The organism is Synechococcus sp. JA-2-3B'a(2-13) (assembly GCF_000013225.1).
Taxonomy (GTDB): domain Bacteria; phylum Cyanobacteriota; class Cyanobacteriia; order Thermostichales; family Thermostichaceae; genus Thermostichus.
In genome coordinates, this window is record NC_007776.1 from 2650452 (window position 1) to 2667588 (window position 17137).

Annotated in this window: 15 protein-coding genes and 1 pseudogene; 8 read left to right on the plus strand and 8 right to left on the minus strand. The window is 58.5% G+C overall.

Annotated features, from left to right (window positions below):
* Window positions 1-6: 6 nt before the first annotated feature.
* On the plus strand, window positions 7-324 hold the full coding sequence (locus tag CYB_RS12105; RefSeq protein WP_011434105.1) for a TMEM14 family protein: 318 nt from the start codon (window positions 7-9) through the stop codon (window positions 322-324).
* Here the strand turns inward: CYB_RS12105 and hypA are convergent.
* The 3 genes and pseudogenes from hypA to argJ form a co-directional block, all read right to left on the minus strand.
* Complete coding sequence (hypA, locus tag CYB_RS12110; protein ID WP_011434106.1) at window positions 321-719, minus strand: hydrogenase maturation nickel metallochaperone HypA; 399 nt, start codon at window positions 717-719, stop codon at window positions 321-323. The genes CYB_RS12105 and hypA overlap by 4 nt on opposite strands.
* A 3-nt stretch (window positions 720-722) precedes the next feature.
* Window positions 723-1247 (minus strand): annotated as a pseudogene (locus CYB_RS12115) (arginase family protein); the annotation flags it as partial.
* 126 nt (window positions 1248-1373) lie between these two features.
* On the minus strand, window positions 1374-2591 hold the full coding sequence (gene argJ, locus CYB_RS12120; protein WP_011434107.1) for a bifunctional glutamate N-acetyltransferase/amino-acid acetyltransferase ArgJ: 1218 nt from the start codon (window positions 2589-2591) through the stop codon (window positions 1374-1376).
* Window positions 2592-2787: 196 nt separating this feature from the next.
* Here argJ and CYB_RS12125 point away from each other — a divergent pair, with 196 nt between their 5' ends.
* Together CYB_RS12125 and CYB_RS12130 are read left to right on the plus strand one after the other, a co-directional pair.
* Window positions 2788-3606, plus strand: a complete 819-nt coding sequence (locus CYB_RS12125) for an ABC transporter ATP-binding protein (protein WP_011434108.1) — start codon at window positions 2788-2790, stop codon at window positions 3604-3606.
* A gap of 60 nt (window positions 3607-3666) precedes the next feature.
* Window positions 3667-4665, plus strand: coding sequence for an ABC transporter permease (locus CYB_RS12130; protein WP_238376796.1), 999 nt, complete (start codon window positions 3667-3669; stop codon window positions 4663-4665).
* Between the two features lie 258 nt (window positions 4666-4923).
* Here the strand turns inward: CYB_RS12130 and CYB_RS12135 are convergent, their stop codons facing one another.
* Window positions 4924-5931, minus strand: a complete 1008-nt coding sequence (locus CYB_RS12135) for a phosphate ABC transporter substrate-binding protein (protein ID WP_011434110.1) — start codon at window positions 5929-5931, stop codon at window positions 4924-4926.
* A 103-nt stretch (window positions 5932-6034) separates the two neighbouring features.
* Entirely contained in the window at window positions 6035-8095 is a 2061-nt protein-coding gene (locus CYB_RS12140) for a ribonuclease catalytic domain-containing protein (protein ID WP_011434111.1), read from the minus strand.
* A gap of 517 nt (window positions 8096-8612) precedes the next feature.
* Here CYB_RS12140 and CYB_RS12145 point away from each other — a divergent pair.
* A complete protein-coding gene (locus CYB_RS12145) occupies window positions 8613-9251 on the plus strand; it encodes a response regulator transcription factor (RefSeq protein WP_011434112.1) in 639 nt (212 codons plus the stop codon).
* Between the two features lie 411 nt (window positions 9252-9662).
* On the opposite strand, the gene CYB_RS12150 is transcribed toward CYB_RS12145, so the two are convergent.
* Window positions 9663-10544, minus strand: a complete 882-nt coding sequence (locus CYB_RS12150) for a LysR family transcriptional regulator (protein WP_011434114.1) — start codon at window positions 10542-10544, stop codon at window positions 9663-9665.
* A 174-nt stretch (window positions 10545-10718) separates the two neighbouring features.
* On the opposite strand from CYB_RS12150, the gene CYB_RS12155 reads away from it, so the two are divergent.
* Window positions 10719-11183: a hypothetical protein gene (locus CYB_RS12155; RefSeq protein ID WP_011434115.1), complete on the plus strand. Its 465-nt coding sequence runs from the start codon at window positions 10719-10721 to the stop codon at window positions 11181-11183.
* An 18-nt stretch (window positions 11184-11201) separates the two neighbouring features.
* Here CYB_RS12155 and CYB_RS12160 read toward each other — a convergent pair whose 3' ends face one another.
* Window positions 11202-12419 carry an RNA-guided endonuclease InsQ/TnpB family protein gene (locus tag CYB_RS12160; protein ID WP_011434116.1) on the minus strand — a complete coding sequence of 406 codons (1218 nt, stop codon included), beginning with the start codon at window positions 12417-12419 and terminating at the stop codon, window positions 11202-11204.
* Between the two features lie 113 nt (window positions 12420-12532).
* Between CYB_RS12160 and deoC the strand changes: the two genes are divergently transcribed.
* The 3 genes from deoC to rpaB all read left to right on the plus strand — a co-directional run bounded on the left by deoC (window position 12533) and on the right by rpaB (window position 15286).
* Entirely contained in the window at window positions 12533-13228 is a 696-nt protein-coding gene (deoC, locus tag CYB_RS12165; RefSeq protein WP_011434117.1) for a deoxyribose-phosphate aldolase, read from the plus strand.
* The gene (gene recO / locus CYB_RS12170; protein WP_011434118.1) at window positions 13225-14082 is read left to right on the plus strand and encodes a DNA repair protein RecO; all 858 of its coding nucleotides are present in this window, start codon (window positions 13225-13227) and stop codon (window positions 14080-14082) included. Before deoC ends, recO begins: the two co-directional genes overlap by 4 nt.
* Window positions 14083-14545: 463 nt before the next feature.
* Window positions 14546-15286, plus strand: coding sequence for a response regulator transcription factor RpaB (gene rpaB / locus CYB_RS12175; protein WP_011434119.1), 741 nt, complete (start codon window positions 14546-14548; stop codon window positions 15284-15286).
* Here the strand turns inward: rpaB and CYB_RS12180 are convergent.
* Window positions 15259-17106, minus strand: a complete 1848-nt coding sequence (locus CYB_RS12180; protein ID WP_011434120.1) for a tetratricopeptide repeat protein — start codon at window positions 17104-17106, stop codon at window positions 15259-15261. The two genes, rpaB and CYB_RS12180, sit on opposite strands and share 28 nt — an antisense overlap.
* Window positions 17107-17137 lie beyond the last annotated feature (31 nt).

The window sequence follows — 17137 nt, forward strand, 5'->3', positions numbered from 1 at the left end:
CCCATCATGCTGGCCGCACAAATCACCTTGCTGGTCTACGGGGCACTGCTTTTGGTGGGCGGAGCAATCGGCTATAGCAAAGGCAAAAGCTCCAAGTCTCTCATCGGGGGGCTGGTTGGGGCCGCCCTCAGCGGAGTCAGCTATGGGCTGCTGGGGGTGGATCCCCGCTGGGGGCTGGGCTTGGGCCTGGGGACGACAGTGCTGGGATCTATCGTATTCGCCCTGCGCTACCGCAAAACCCGAACGTTAATGCCTGCCGGCTTGATGTTCATCCTCAGCTTGGGAGCAGCTGTCCTTCTGGGACTTAGCTTTGGAGCGGCCTAGGCGACTTCTGGTTGCGCCGGTGGGGTGAAGTTTGTTGAACATTCGATGTAGTCAATTTCGATGTAGTCAATTTTCAGCTCTCGGCCCGAGCGAATCTCTTCCATCGGGGATCCACAGTTGGGGCAAGCATAGCGCCGGCCTATTTCTGGCTTGTATTCTTGGCCGCAGGGATGGCAATAGGCAATGAGCGGCGTTTCCCGGATGACCAACTGGGATCCCTGTAGGAAAGTACCCTGGGTTTGTGCGGCATAGGCAAAGGTTAGGCTGGCCGGCTCTACACAGGTAAACTGTCCTACCACCAGGTGCACCCGAGCGATCTGAGGCTGTCCCGGCTGACTTTGCCACCAGTCACGTAGTGTTTGGATCAAGGCGCGGGTCATGTCGGTCTCGTGCATCTCTTACCTCCAGTCGCCGGCCATTTCTGGCGTCGCCTCCGGGTGGATGTAGGCGGGCTTCTCTCGGCGCGGCAGTTGCCCAGATACCACCAAATGGGCCAGCGTATCGCAAATAACTCGGGTGGCCATTAGAGCTGTGATATCGCTAATGTCGTAGGGGGGAGAGACTTCCACCACCTCCAGGCCACAGATCGGTGCTTCCCGCACAATGCGCTTGAGCAAGTAGAGCGCTTCCCGCGGCAGCAGCCCACCCGGCTCTGGCCAGCCTGTACCGGGTACAAAGCCGGCATCGATGCAGTCGATATCGAAGCTGATGTACACACAATCGGTGCCGTCTAGGGCTTTTTCGAGGGCGAAATCGGCGGCTGCATCCAAGCCCATTTCGGTGATGTCGGTAACGGTGAGGACGTGGGTGGCCCGCTCCCGGCACACCTTCACCCCTTGCCGTGGCACTTGCCAGCCACCAATGCCCAGTTGCACCAGGTTGTGGGCCGGTGCGTTGCGGATGTTGGTGGCATGAAACCAAGGCTAAGCCTCGACTCATTGTTGCCAGCCGGATAGGGAAAGCCTCGCTTCTTTGGCCAAAGCCGCTTGGGCTTCGGTGGAAAAGCCGTTATTTGCGTTCGATTCGGTGGTCATGGCTGGGATCCCCCGTTAGGTGGTGTATTCGGCGTTGATGCGCACGTAATTGTAGCTGAGATCGCAGCCCCAGGCCACGCCCTGGCCGGATCCCTGATGGAGATCCACGGTAAAGGTCACCGGATCCCCTTTCAAGTACTCAGAGGCTGCCTTGCGATCGAAAGCCAGGGGCATTCCCGCCTGCATGAGCAGAAAATCCCCCAGACGGATATCCAACCGGCGGCTGTCGAAGGGGATCCCGGCCCGTCCGGCGGCGGCTGCCACCCGTCCCCAGTTGGGATCGTTGCCAAAAGCTGCCGCCTTCACCAAGGGAGAGCTGGCGATCACACGGGCCATATGCCGGGCTGCCCCATCATCCACAGCCCCACACACCCGAATTTCCAGCAGCTTGGTAGCTCCTTCCCCATCGCGGGCAATGGCCTTAGCCAGATGAATGCAAACTTGGTTGACCATCTCCGCCAAAGTCTGGGCAGCTTCTGTGCCGGCTTGCAGGGTTGGGATCCCACTTTGGCCGTTGGCCAGGGCCAAGAGCATGTCGTTGGTGCTGGTATCCCCATCCACCGTGATTTGGTTAAAGCTGAGGTCGGCAGCTTGCTTGAGGATCTGCTGCCACAGGCGGGGATCCACAGCCGCGTCGCAGGTTAAAAAAGCCAGCATCGTGGCCAAGTTGGGGTGGATCATGCCGGATCCCTTGGCAATGCCCCCGACCCTGACGGTGTACCCGTCGATCTCAGCTTGCAGGGCAACGCTTTTGGTCACCAAGTCGGTGGTGATGATGGCGCGGGCGGCGCTCTCCCCCCCCTCTGGAGAGAGGCTGTCGATAAGGCCAGGCAGGGCTGCTTGGATTTTCGGCATTTCCAGTTGTCGCCCGATGACCCCTGTGGAGGCCGTGAGCACCTGATGGGCCGGGATCCCCAACCGTTCTCCCACCCAGAGGGCCAGTTGGGCATTGTTGCGCTCCCCTTCTTCTCCGGTACAGGCGTTGGCTTGCCCAGCATTGCAGAGAATGGCCCGCACCGGCTGCTGCTGGGAAAGGATCCCTTGGTTGTAGGTGACACAGGCTGCTTTGACCTGATTGGTGGTGAAAACGCCTGCCCCAACCGCATCGCACTCGGAAACGATCAAAGCCAGATCCGCAGCTCCTGAGGGCTTGAGGCCAGCGGCCACTCCAGCGGCTCGAAATCCTCGCGGGGCTGTAACAGCACCTGCAACCGGTTTAAATGGGGATCCCATGTGTTCCTTGGCCAGAGGGTGGTCGGCAACATCATACCGACTTGCTGCTCCGATTTGGGTCATCGCAAGCTTTCCGTGAGAAACTCTCTGGAAACCGGTTCTGAGGGAAAGAGTTGTAGTTACGCCTACCAAGCAGAGGCGGCAGAGAGGGTTATTTTGAAAGTGTGTGCTTCCTCTGCTCCGGGAGTTGCCAGCCATGCCCACCCCTGTCATCACCCTCAACCATGTCAGCAAGGTCTATTCCAATGGCACGGTGGCTTTGCAGGACATGAATATGACCATCCAAGAAGGGCAGTTCGTTAGCTTGGTGGGGCCATCCGGCTGTGGGAAAAGCACAGTGCTACGGTTGGTGGCAGGTCTGGGGCATCTGACCACAGGCTTTATCGAATGGGGGCAAAATCTTGAGAAGGATGCTCTCCAAGGGGAACCCAAGTTGGCCTTTGTGTTTCAGGAACCGGCCCTTATGCCTTGGGCAACGGTGATGGACAATGTGCGTCTGCCCTTGAAGTTGGCAGGTGAGCCCAAGCCAAAAGCCGATCGAGATGTCTTGGAAGCTCTGCAACTGGTGGGCCTGCGGGGGTTTGAGCGCAGTTTTCCCCGCGAGCTATCGGGCGGCATGCGCATGCGGGTTTCCATTGCTCGCGCCCTGGTAACCAAGCCGCAGGTGTTGCTGATGGATGAACCCTTCGGAGCTCTGGATGAAATCACCCGCAGCAAGTTGAACAGCGACCTGTTGGAGCTGTGGCAAGAAAAGCGCTGGACGGTGATCTTTGTTACCCACAACATTTACGAGGCCGTCTACCTGTCCAACCGCGTGGTGGTGATGGCGGCTCGCCCAGGGCGGGTGATAGCCGATATTCCCATCGATGCGCCCTATCCCCGCTCGGAAGACTTTCGCACCTCTTCCCTTTACAACAACTACTGCCGTGAAGTGTCGGCCCGTCTGCACGAGGCCATGCACGGCTCAGCTCAGGATCCTTATTTGCGCCCCCTCTCTGCCGGACGTTTGCGCTGACGGGATCCCTTGCTTGACAGTGCTCCCTTGACTCTCTATTGCGTATCTCAACTTCACGATATGTTCGACCCGTTTGTCCACCTTCTCGAGCCATGGCGCCGTTGGCTGGGATCCCTTGTTGGCTTGGGGGAGAGCTGGCCTCTCCATTGGCCAGATTGGTCTCTGCCCAAGCTGACCGGCGCGGTTGAAGAAAAGCTCAGACCCCAACCCACGGATGAGGCAGACATACCGAGTGCCGGCTCAGGGGTGCCCGCGAAGGGGTTGAATCTGGGCCGTTGGTTCAACCTGGAAGTGATTGCCCCCGTCCTCGTCGGGATCCTCTTCTTGGTGGGCTGGGAAGTGGCGGTGCGGGTAACGGGAGTGCCCCACTACCTCTTGCCGGGGCCGATTTTGGTGGTGCAAACCCTCATCCGCGACTGGGGAACGCTTTTTCCTTCCCTGTTGATCACTGTGCAAATTACGGTGGTGGCCTTTTTGGCTGCCACAGTGTCGGGGCTTTTGGTCGCGATTGTGTTCACCCAGAGCAAGTGGATTGAGCGCAGCTTTTTCCCCTATGCGGTGATTTTACAGACGATGCCCATTGTCTCCATCGCCCCGCTGATCATCATTTGGCTGCGCAACAACACCTTTGCCGCGATGGTGGTGTGCGCCTGGATTGTGGCTTTTTTCCCGATTCTTTCCAACACCACTCTGGGGCTGAACAGCGTCGATCACAACCTGCTCAACCTGTTCCAACTGTACAAGGCCAACCGCTGGCAAACGTTGATCTACTTGCGGCTGCCCAGTGCCATGCCCTATTTCATGGGGGGCCTGCGCATCAGCGGTGGCCTCTCTTTGATTGGGGCGGTGGTGGCGGAGTTTGTTGCCGGTACCGGTGGGCAACGGGCCGGGATTGCTTACCAGATCTTGATCTCCAGCTTCAACCTGCAGGTGCCCCGCATGTTTGCGGCCTTGATCTTGGTCACCGGCTTGGGGATCCTGATCTTCATTTCCTTGAGTGCTCTATCCGACAGGGTGTTGGGCAAGTGGCATGAGAGCGCTGTGCGCCGAGAGAACTGAAAAATTGAACTTTGGTGAAAATTAGGGCCCCCTCTCTAACATCTAGGGTCATTTGGATTCAAACTAGGACGCTGCACCCACCCCTAAAACGTTGAACGCACGTGGCCAAAGGCTTTTCTCAATAGCTCAGGCGCCTTACTCTAACCTGAAACGACTAAGTGCCTTGAATAGGAGCAGGTGGAAGGCGTCTTCTGGAAAAGCCCAGAGATATCGCTGCGCTTGCTGTCGGCGGCTATCTCAGATGCTATTTTTGGGTTGCTATCGGAGGGGGATGAACTCAGTGCGGCCAATGATTTGCTGGCCTTGATCCGAAAGAGCATAGTTGATGAAGTCGGCCACCACAGGGCTGGTTCTTTGAGGTGCCACCAAAAACACAGTCCGCGCCAAGGGGTAGCTGCCCCTCTGGATGGCCTCACGGGTGGGCATCTGGCCGTCGATGGGCACAATCCGCACCGTTTGCTGGTTTTGCACCTGATCGACAGTGCTGTAGGTGATGCCATCTTCTCCCAAAGCCCGCAGCAGCGGGGTGGTGACATCTTCTGTGGCGGTGGTGAAGTAGGGAGGGTTATCGGGAGCAAAGGGCGACCCCAATAACACCAGCTCTTGGAAAACGCTGTAGGTGCCGCTCTGGGGGGCGCGATTGAGGACCCGAATCCGCCGATCCGGGCCGCCCACCTGGCTCCAATTGGTGATCCGACCCTGGAAGATATCGGCCAATTGCTGCAGCGTCAGTCCTCCTTTGTAGGGGTTGTTCACCCCCACCGCCACCGCCAGGGCATCTTTGGCCACCGGGATCGCCTGTAGACCCGCCTGCACTTCGCTGGCATTGAGGGGGCGGGAGCTAGCGGCCATCTGGATGCGACCTTCCATCAGGGCCTTCAGGCCGGCATTGGATCCATTGGGCTTGCCATCCGGGATCCCATAGGCGAGGGGAATGCCGGGGTTGCGCTGGGTGTAGCCTCCCTTCAGGGCCAAGACGAGCCGGATCATCGTGACGCTGCCATCCATCTGGAGCACTGCTGGGTTGGGCAGAGAAGTATCCAGATTAACGGCGTTGGCAGGCGGGTTGGGTACCTGGGCCTGAGGGGGGTTGGGCGCTGTTGGGGCTTGGGGCTGGGCGACCGGGATCCCTGCTTGGGTGGGAGTGGAGCGATTGAGCAGCGAGTCCAACAGGCCGGAACGATAGGCATACCAGCCGCCGCCTCCCAGTATCGCGAACAAAAGAATGTAAACGATTGGAGGTGGGCCGGAAGGTCGTGCAGTCATGGGATCCCCCCTAAAGAAAATTCACGATCCAGACTTTTGAGACTCCCCCCTCTGTTGTATCAGCTATCCGCGCAGATTGGGTGAGCAGCAGGTTAAGGTGCATCTATCCGCACATGGCCGCCTCTCGTCCCACCTCGCGCAGCTCAATTACGTCCGCACGGGGATCCGCCTGCACAACTTCCAACTCGATCCAAGCCCCCAGAGGAATCTGGCGTTCTAGGCGCACCGGCACCCGAAAGGCGATCTCATCCAGCATGGCCAGCACCAAGTTTTCCTGCTCGCGCAGGTAGCCCAAGACCAAGGCCCGCCAAGTTTGCCCCGGTCGCAGGCGCAGGTATTCGATGCTCCAATAGCGCTTGGATTTCCGCTCCACCTGGTTGGCCTCAGCGGTGCCCGGCTCAATCCCCAGCAGCAGCTGCTGCACATCCGCCTCCGTCAACGGCAAGGGATCCCCACGCAGGAAAGCCTTGATCTGGTAATGGGCCACCAAATCCAGGTAGCGCCGAATCGGGGAGGTAACCTGACAGTAGGCATCGAGACCCAGCCCCGTATGTCGCCCAGGTTGGGTGGCCACTTCCGCCCGCGATAGACAGCGCATGATGGCAAAAGACCGAACTGGCCCCTGGGGATACCTATCCAGCACTTCGGGTGGGGGTAAGTCGGGAGCCGGCTGCAGACGATAGGGCACCGGGATCCCATTTTGGCTGGCGAAGCGAGCCGCCACCTCGCCGGTGAGCACCATCATTTCCGCCACCATCTGCCGCGCAGGAGTATCCTCGATTACCCGGAGGTGGGGGATCTCGTCGATGACCTTGATATCTTGCTCCGGCAGGCCGATCTGAATGGCCCCCTGAGCCATGCGCCACCCATAACGCCACTGGGCTGCCCGGGCAATGGCTGTCAGTTGAGCCTCTGCCCCCAACTCCAACATTTCATCGGCATCTTCGTAGGTGAGGCGGTAGGTGACTTTGATCTGGCTGAGGCAAATTTCGGAATCCCGGATCTGGCCGTCGGATCCCAGTAGAATGCCAAAGCTAAGGGCAGGCCGCACCTCTCCCTGCACCAAGCTCATCGGGCCGGTGGACAACTCCGGTGGGAACATCGGGATCACCCGCTCCGGCAAATAGACGCTGGTGCCACGCTTGCGGGCTTCCAAATCGAGGGGATCCCCCCACTGCACCCAACAACTGGGATCAGCGATGTGGATCCAGAGCTTCACCGCGTCATCCGACCAGAACTCGACGCTGAGGGCATCGTCAATGTCGCGGGTGCTGGCATCATCGATGGTGTAGGTGTGGAGGTGGGTGAGATCCTGCCGCAGGTGGGGATCCCAGAAAGAGGGAGGCTGGCTGAGCAGGGCTTGGGTGTATCGCTCCACCGCCTTCGGGAACTGGGTTGGGATCCCGGTGAGGCGCAGGGCCAGGTTCTCGTGGCGGCTCCACAGGCCCAGGGCCACCAAAGCTTCAAAAGCCCCCTGCGGAGTGTCAGGAAACCCCATCAGCTCCAGTAGTTGCGAGGCCCGTTCCCGATCCGACGGGTTGAGATTGGAAGAGAGATCCTCGTGGCTGCGAATGGCTGCTGCTGCTCCCTGCAGGGCCAGGCGCTCCAGCAACTCCAAACGGGCCCGTTCGGCAGGAGTCCAGGGATACCCTTGACCGGGATGAGCCAGAGCCTCCCGCAGGTGGGCCTCAAACTCTGCTTGTTCCTGCTGCCGTTGTTGGGCGACGGCCATTTGATGGAGGATCTCCTTCACCTGAGCCGGAGTGCGGGGTTCGTAGCTTTCCCCCTTTTGCTTGAAGTAGGTGCGATCCTCGCTCAAGAGGCGGTAGGCGGCATAGGTGGAGACCGGGGAATCATCAGAAAACAACAGCTGAGCCATTTCGGCCAAGCTCAGAGACCGCCGCTCCTCCTGCACCAGTTCCCAGGCCAGCGCCAAGCTTTCGGGATCCAACTTTGCTTGCACCGCCTGCCAAAAGCCGGGAATGTCGGAAGCCGTGAAGCTGGATCCCCCGTTCAAAGCAAAGGTAATCTGGCGAGGGTGAACACTGTGAACCTGCCCAGAAGGCACCCCCAGCAGTAGGTTCTTCTTGCCCTCGGTGCCCTGAACCACTGCCAACACACGGTCGTTATTGTAACGAAACTCCACCAGTGTGCCCTTTTCCACCCGTTCTCCCCATGTCGGCTGTCGTTAAAGCGCAGGCTTTCTTCCATTCTCCATCAGCTCTGCCCGCCTGCCTACGTGGAAACCCCGGCCAGAAGACATACGGACACTATGAACAGGTAGCAGATGTCAGATACATGGGTACTTAAGCATATAGATATATGACATATAGATGAGATACGGGTTCTCAGGTAGATTACGGCTATGTATTGGGTACTGCGAGTCTCAAGCAGAGGCCAGCTCTGCCAAGTTCCTGGGATGAGGTTACCAACTGAAGTCCCTAAATTGCGTAGAGATACTATTGCCAACGTTTCCCAAGTATGTGCTTCCACTTCCATGTGTGATATCCTAGAGACTAGGGGTAAGGCACAGTTATCACGGACTGCTGCCTGATCTAGCGAACAAGAATCGGGCACTTACGGATTGTTTTCCTGCGGTGAAGATCCTCAAAGCAGGAGGGGTTGTGTTTTTTCCCTAGAGCTTCTTAGCACTCAACTTTTTAGCACTCAAAAGGTGAGCTGTGGACAACCCGAAGCGACTGTTGCTCATCGATGACGATCCGAACTTAATCCTGCTGGCCAAGGACTACCTAGAGTTTCGCGGCTACGAAGTGGTGGCGGCAAGCAACGGTCTGGAGGGGTTGGAAGCGATGCGCCATTTCACTCCAGACCTGATCATCTGCGATGTGATGATGCCGGAGATGGATGGCTATACCTTTGTGGAAACCATTCGCTCCAACAGTGCTACAGACTGGATACCTGTGATTTTTCTGTCGGCGCGTGGGCAGACGGCGGATCGGGTGCGCGGCCTGACCACAGGGGCAGATGTTTACATGGTCAAGCCCTTTGAGCCGGAAGAATTGGTGGCGCAGGTGGAATCTTCTCTCAAACATACCGAGCGCCTGTTACAAGTGCAGAATGTGGGCATTCAGCCGGTCATAAAACTGGATCGGGAAATTGAGCTGACGCCAACAGAAACCAAGGTGATCCAGTACGTGGCCAGGGGCCTGTCCAACCGCGAGATTGCCGAAGTTCTTGGGGTGAGCCAGCGCACCGTTGAAAGCCACGTCAGCAACATGCTGGGCAAAACCGGCCTGCACAACCGCACAGAACTGGCCCGCTGGGCAATAGAAAGTGGTTTGGGCAAAAAACCGTTGTAATTCCCGCCACCCCTTTCAACGGCTGGAGAACTCTATCTCCTCGGCGCGATTGGAGATAGGGTAGTGATCGCACTTGAAGGGCAAGGTAACTGGGGTGGGCAAGTCTTTTCAAAAATTGGCGGGGGAGGATCTGCTGGCCTTGCCCCAACGTACATTGGCCGCCGATTTTCACTGCGTTACCCAAAAACTGGGTCTAAAGCCCCGTCCTTCCAGGACAGTTTTTGCCCTAATGATATAGACCTGCAATGAAATAAACCCATGCTGGTCAGGGAAGCCAAACTCCTCAACGCCGCTCCAGCGCCATACCAAGCCTTGGATGAGGCCCTGCCCAGTTTGTCCGCAACCAATGCTTGCGTCACTGGATGGATGAGCGTGGTGTCAACAAAGCTGCCTTGTACTCCCGATGCAATGTTAACTTGGCAACTGGGATGGGTTTCCCCGCAAGGCTTCCAGGAAGGCAAATACTGCAGGCGGGTGCAGCGCAGAGGCCAGAACGGCAGCCCCGATCACCCGCTCCAGTGGGATCGGCAGCCGGCGGATCTGGATCCCTTCGGGAATGGGAATGGCGGCCAAGCGGGGCAAGATGGCAGCCCCCAGACCCTGTGCCACCATGTTCACAATGGTGGAGTCTTCCTTCACCAAGTAGGCCACCTTGAGGGTTTGGTGAGCGGCTTCCCAGTGGTTCCGCACCGCGGTGGTGCATTCGGCGTAGTTGTAGAGAATGTAGGAAAAACGGGAAAGATCCTCCCAGGTCAGGGTTTCCGGCAGGGGCCCAAAACTCAGCGGAACCAACACAATGAACTCATCGCGGGCAATCTCCCACGTCTGTAGATCCTCACCAGCCCGCGGCAGAGGCAATAGACCAATATCCACCTGGCCCGATCGCAACAGATGTTCAACAGTGGCCGGATCTTCCTCTGTAAGGGTGAGGGTAATCTGGGGAAATTGTTGGCGGAAGCGGGCGATCACCGGCGGCAGCAAATGGGTTGCAGCACTGCGAAAAGCGGCAACTCGCACATTTCCCCCCCGCAACCCTTTTTCCAGGTTGGCCTCATAATCCATTTGTTCCCGCAGTTGCAGCATTTTGCGAACATGGCGCAGCAGTCGCTCCCCCACCGGCGTCAGGCGCGCCCCAAAGCGACCGCGCACCAGTAGAGTCACCCCCAATTCTTCCTCTAGGCTGGCAATGGCCCGGCTCACCGCCGACTGGGAAATGTGCAATTGCAGAGCGGCATCGCTGAAATTTCCCCGCTCCACCACAGCCACCAGGGTTTGCAGTTGCGAGATGTTCATGGATCCCATCTATTCGATCTGCGCATAGATGTGATGCTATCTCAGGTTTGAACCCTCCGCCGCACCTGACTAAACTACGACATAGCTTCCCCTTCACACTGCGAAACAGCGGGAAACAGTGTGAAAACCTCTTTATCTTCCTGTCGTTGGTCAAGTGTCCCTATGTCGAGATCCATGTTTGCCCTGCTGCCATTCCATCAATTTCGAGATACTCCCGGCGTGCGTTTTTTTGACATCACGGTTGCGCGATCCAACGCCCGCGATTTGGTTTACCACGATGGGCCGGCCATCAGTCCCCCCAATAATCCTCAGGGCTATTGGCAGTTTTATATGCATCCACACCAAGAGGACAACCTACTGGCTCTATGGGGCGGACGGACGTTTTACCTGGTGAATTTTAGCTGGAGGGATCCCTTCCATATTGTGCGCCTGGAAGCGAACCGAGGCATTTTGCGCATTCCTCCCGGCACTTTTCACCGTTCCGTCTCCAATCCAGAGGGATCCATCGTATTGAACCAGGCGGTGCGCGACGAAAAAGCCATCTTGGAAAAAGAATTTCGCATCTACGACAGCAGCCGCATCCCCCGATTGCTGCAGGTGACCTCGGCGCCTGCACCTTTGCCCCGCATTTGTGCGTAAACTACCCGACTCCGACCGCTAAGCGGTACGGAGCGGGCTTTCAGTAGCCCTGAGCCTGCTCTGCCCTACCAGAGAACAAAACAGGCCCGAACCTCTAGGCTGGTTTACGACAGCCCCCAAGAGCGCAATCACATTCGCACCATTCAAATCCGCATCCCCTTCCCATCCACAGTGCCCACACTTGAACGACTTACCACTGCGGTAGGATTGCGCAGGATCGGGATGGATGTGTAAACACTTGTGACAGGTCTGCGACGTGTAAGCAGGCGGCACAAGAATCAGAGAAACCCCTGCAACCCTCGCCTTGTACTCCAGAAACTGACGTAGTTGGTAGAACGCCCAACTGTTGGCCCTGCGCCTTTCGGTTTTGCTGCGGGGTTGTTGATTGACCCTTTCCCGTATCCCTGTCAAGTCTTCCAGGGCAATAGCGCTGTTTGTGGTCTTTGCCCTAGAGACAATAGCTTTGGAGATGCGATGATTGACCCACGTTTTTGCTACGCAACGCTGACGCGACTGAAAGCGTCTCTCCTTGCCAGACAGCCGTTGCAACAGTTGACGGCATCTGCGCCGCGAACTGCGTGTGCCCTTACTGGCTTTGCGTTGGAGTGCCGCCCTCAGCTTGGAGTAGTGGTCTCGGATTCGGTTCAACTGCTGTCCATTCCAGTTATCCCCTTCTGACGTATGGGCAATATCTGTCCTTCCCAAGTCCACCCCCAGCACTCTACCCGTGCGTTGCGGTGGGGATGGCTCCGCTTCCACACAGATTTGAATGGAGTAGGAGCCGTCTTTACGCTTGACCAGAGTGGCAGATTTGGGATTGGAGCCCGCCAGCCGTTCTCTCTGGTAGCGGCCAATCGCCAGCTCAAAGCGCTCCCGACCCTCCACCGTGGTCAGCGACACCGTCCAGTCTTTCTCGCGGAACGAAAAGATACGAGCGTCGTAGGTAGCGAAGCCACCCTTGAACGCTTTGACGGGGCGGTTTTTCTGTTGGGCAACTTTACGGGCGCCGGCCAGCCGCCTGCAGACCTGCTGAGCCAAGTTACTGGATAAGCCGAACCGGGCGCGGATTTCGCGGTAGCACAGAGACTGGAGCTTAACGGCGTTGGCGACTTTCTCCGGCGTGTTCTGGTTGACCCAGTTCAAGGCTTGGCCAAAAGCCTCCAAAGTCGCGTCCAATTTGGCGGCCTGCGACTGGGACGCCTTGAGCTTGCAGGATACGGTCAGGACTTGGGTCATGGTTCTATCATAACTTCCGCATTCCTCCCGGCACTGACCCTACGGGTACAGTGCGGGGCTCCTGCGATTTCTAGCTGAAGCTAGAGTAAAGATGGGTGCTGGGGGATCGACCAATGCTCTCTCTGGAGCGCAAGGGCATAGCGGATAGCTCGCTCAATTTGGCGGAGTACATCGACCATACTCTGCTGTTGCCGATGGTTACTCCAGAACAGATTGACCAGGGGTGTGAGATTGCCTTGCGCTATGGCTTCCCCACTTTTTGTGTTCCTCCTTGCTACGTGCCGCGGGTGGTGGAGCGGCTGCACGGATCCCCGGTCAAGGTGAGCACGGTGGTGGGGTTTCCCCTGGGCACAACCACTGCAGAGGCCAAGCTTTACGAGGCCCAACTGGCGGTGGAGCAGGGGTGCCGGGAGCTGGATGTCCGCATCAACTTGGCTTGGCTCAAGGCGGGAGAGCTGGATCGCCTCCATGCCGAGATTGCCCAACTGGTGGAAGAAACGGGGGTTTGCGTCAAGGCCATTTTGGAAACGGCTCTGCTGACCGAGGAGGAGAAAAAGCTGGCCGGGGAGATTTGTATCGATGCGGGGGCGGCTTTTCTGATGACTTCCACCGGCTGGATGGGGGGGGCGACGCCGGCAGATGTGCAACTGTTGTGGCAACTCAGCCGCGGCAAAGTGGGGGTGAAAGCGTCGGGCGGCATTCGCACAGTGGCTCAAGCAGAGGCCATGATCCAGGCGGGGGCCAGCCGTATTGGCACCTCTTGGGGGCTGGAGCTGATGCAAGAGCTGAAAGCCAGAGGAACCCCATGAGTGGCCGCACCTACCGGGTTACGGGCATCAACCTGAAAGGGATCCCACTGGGAGAGGCGGATCGGATTGTAACCATCTTGACCCGCGAGCAAGGGTTGATCCGGGCGGTGGCCAAGGGATCCCGTAAGCAGCCTTCCAAGCTGGGCGGGCGGATGGAGCCTTTTGTCATCAACGACTTGCTGATGGTGCGGGGGCGTTGGTCTGCCCAAACAGAGACTTCCCAGCGTCTACAGCGCATCGTCCAAGCGGAAACCCTCCAGACTTTTCCCCGCCTCAGCCGCAGCTTAGCCCATCTCACAGCAGCGCAGTATTTGGCGGAGGTGGCCTTGCTGTTGGCCTTGCCCGATCAAGCCCAGGAAGAGCTGTTTGTGGTGTTGGTCGAACACTTGGAACGCATCGAGCGGGCTGCTTCGGAACAGGCCGTTCTGCCCTTGCTCACCCACGGGTTGTACCACCTCCTGGCGTTGGCGGGGTTCGCCCCTCAGGTGCAGGCTTGTTACTTCTGTCAAGGGGGGTTGGTCGGCAGCGTTTTTTTCAGCCCCCAATGGGGTGGCTTGATCTGTGATCCCTGCCGGGTGGCCCAGCGGCCCAGCCCGATTGCCTGGGTCTCAGCCTCTGCCTTGCGTGCCTTGGGATCCCTGCCCAGCTCCACACTGCCTCTGCCGGAGGATTCCCTGCCTTTGGCTGCTTGGCTGGAGGCAGAACGTCTGTTGCGGCGTGTTTTGGAGCATCATACGGATCGAGAAATCCGTTCCGCCGAGCTATTGGCCAGTTGCTACGCTGTTCCCACCGCAAACGGTCAAGGATCCCCAGCTTTTCCTGAGGGACATCCCGAAAAATGGGCATCGGCCTGAAAAAGTTGTGAAGGTATGTATCAAGTCCGGCCCAATAGCCGCAAAATAGAGCATCGAGGCGGGTTGGCAGCCGATTTTGGATGATAAATTAGGTTATGGAAAGTAACTTCTTACGAAGGCCTCTCAGGTTTGAGCAATGGTTTGGGGGGAGGAGTGCCTTGCACCAGGTACTGGACAGCATCATCAGGTGGGATTGAAGTTGGAGCTTTTAACAAGATTGAATCGACTGCTGAGAGGGCCTTCTGCTTGGTGCTTGTTTCCCGGAGCTGCATCCCTGGGGTGCGGCTTTGGTTAATTGCAGATGATTGCTTGTGAGTGTTCAATTTCACTCGGTGAGTCTGCCTAACTGAGGAGCAGCCCCTGAGGTTCCTGTATCCGCCCAACTCAAGTTAGCGCCCACCTCAGTTCTTTTTCAGATTTCTCTTTTACCGAGTACCGTTAGAAGTTCAGGAGTTGCAGCACCGTGGAAGCACAGCGTAAGGAACGGATTCTGGTGGTCGATGATGAGGCCAGCATTCGACGCATCTTGGAAACCCGTCTGTCCATGATTGGATACGACGTGGTCACAGCTTCGGACGGCGAGGAGGCGCTGGAGGTTTTCCACAAGCAGGATCCCGACCTGGTGGTGCTGGATGTGATGATGCCGAAGCTGGATGGCTATGGGGTCTGCCAGGAGCTGCGCAAAGAATCGGACATCCCCATCATCATGCTGACGGCGCTGGGAGATGTAGCCGACCGTATCACAGGGCTGGAGCTGGGGGCAGACGACTATGTGGTCAAGCCCTTTTCGCCCAAGGAGCTGGAAGCTCGCATTCGGTCGGTGTTGCGCCGGGTGGCGCGGTCGGCCCACGATGGGATCCCCAGTTCCGGGGTGATTCAAGTGGGGGACATCCGCATCGATACCAACAAGCGGCAGGTCTACAAACGGGACGAGCGCATTCGCCTGACGGGGATGGAGTTTAGTCTGCTGGAGCTGCTGGTCAGTCGGTCGGGGGAGCCTTTTTCCCGCTCCGAGATTTTGCAAGAGGTGTGGGGCTATACCCCGGAGCGCCATGTGGATACGCGGGTGGTGGATGTCCACATCTCGCGGCTGCGGGCCAAGCTGGAGGATGACCCCAGCAACCCAGAGCTGATCCTGACGGCCCGAGGCACCGGCTATCTGTTTCAGCGCATCGTTCAGGGGGAGGAACAGGCACGGTCTTGAGAGGGGATCCCTCGCAACCTCTCTTCAAGAGCGGCCTGCACCCGCCTCAACACGCCAACCCAGTCTCCCGGTGTGTTTTGTCGAAACAAGCGCATCACCCCAGGGTACCAGGGGCTATCTTCTCGATGGAGCAGCCAGCGCCAATCGGCGGCAAAGGGGAGCAGCACCCATACCGGCTTGCCCATCGCCCCGGCCAAATGAGCAACGGCTGTATCAACGCTGATCACCAGATCCAACTGGGCAACGGCTGCGGCTGTATCGACAAAACTGCGGAAACGGGATCCCAGCTCCACCACCTGGTACTGCTCCAATAAGGCTCCCACCGGGTGAGGACTCTGTCCGAGTGGCGCGGACAGATCTTCCCCCACCTGCAGGCTAACCCACTGGATGGAAGGCCCATGCAAGTGCTGGAGCAGCAGATCCAGAGGACAACTTTTCAGCCTTTGTACGCGGTTGAGCTCAGGATGGGCACGCCGACCGCTGGCCCACACCAGCCCCACCTTCATCCGCTCCTGGGAAAGCTCCGGCCAGTCTTCCCGCCAGGAGAGGCTCAAAGGGATCTGCGGCCCGCCGGCATGAACGGGATAGACAAGATAGGGGATGCGGGCCGGGATCGTCTCCAGGGTGGTACCCAACCGCTGTGGCAAGCTGAGCAAGGGCAGATGGCAATCGAAAGAGGGCAAGGGATCCGTTTCCGAGATCACCTGCACCTGGGGAAGGGGGAAGCACCCTCTGAACAGCTCCACGAGGGATCCCTGGCAGCGAAGGCAGATTTGCGCTTGGGGATGGGCCTCGGCCAGCAGCGGCAAGTAGCGCACAAACTGAATCGTGTCCCCCAACCCTTGTTCGGCGTAGATCAGCAGGGTCTGATGGCTCAGGGGGGATCCCGTCCACAGAGGCGAAAGAAAGCGCGGGTAGGCCGCCTCTTGTCGCTGCAGCCGCCATTCGTATTCCCGCCACCCCTCCTCGTAGCGGCCCAGGGTCAGCAAAGCCGTGCCCAGGTTGTAGTGGATCTCCGGCCAGTGGGGGGCCAGTTGTAAGCTGCGCCGATAGGCTTCAATGGCCGCTTCCAACCGGTTTTGTTCCTGCAAGATGGTGCCCAAGTTGTTGTGGGGCTGGGCATCCCTCGGCAACAGCGAGATGGCCCGTTGCAGACAATCGGCGGCCTCCTCCAAGCGATCTTGCAGGTGCAGGCAATGGCCGAGGTTAACGAGAATTCGCCCCTCCTGGGGTGCGAGGGCAAGAGCTTGGCGAAACCAGCTTTCGGCTTCCCCAGCTTGGCCATCGAGCATCAGGGCATTCCCCAAAGCTGCCAAGGCATAGACCTGGGGAGGCTGGGCTGCTGCTGCCTGTTGCAACACCTCAATTGCCTGGGCCAATTTCCCCAGGGTGAGCCAACAACTGCCCAATCGGAAAAGCAATTGCCCATCACCGGGGGCAAAGGCCAGGCCCTGTTCGTAGGCTCGCGCCGCTTCCTCTGGGTTGCCAAGCTGCATCCAGGCATCGCCCAGATCCTGCCAGGCCGGCACCCAATCCCCCCGCAGGTGCAGAGCCAGTTGCAAGGGGGTCAAAGCTTGGCGGGGATCCCCCATCTGGAGATAAAGGGATCCCAGCAACGCCTGAGCAGCGAACAAACGCGGCTGGGTGCGGGTAAGCTGCCGGCAGAGGTGCAGAGCAGTCTTCAGATCCCCCGCCTGTCGGTAGCGTTGAACCAACGCCAGAGCCGCCTGCGAAGAGGATGGGATCTCGGATCCCCGCTCTGGATTCTGTGACTTAGCCGCTTGCCGATTGTCTTTCCCTCGCCCAAAGCCCCGTGGCACGTCTTTGCCTGATACATTTACGCTGAACACT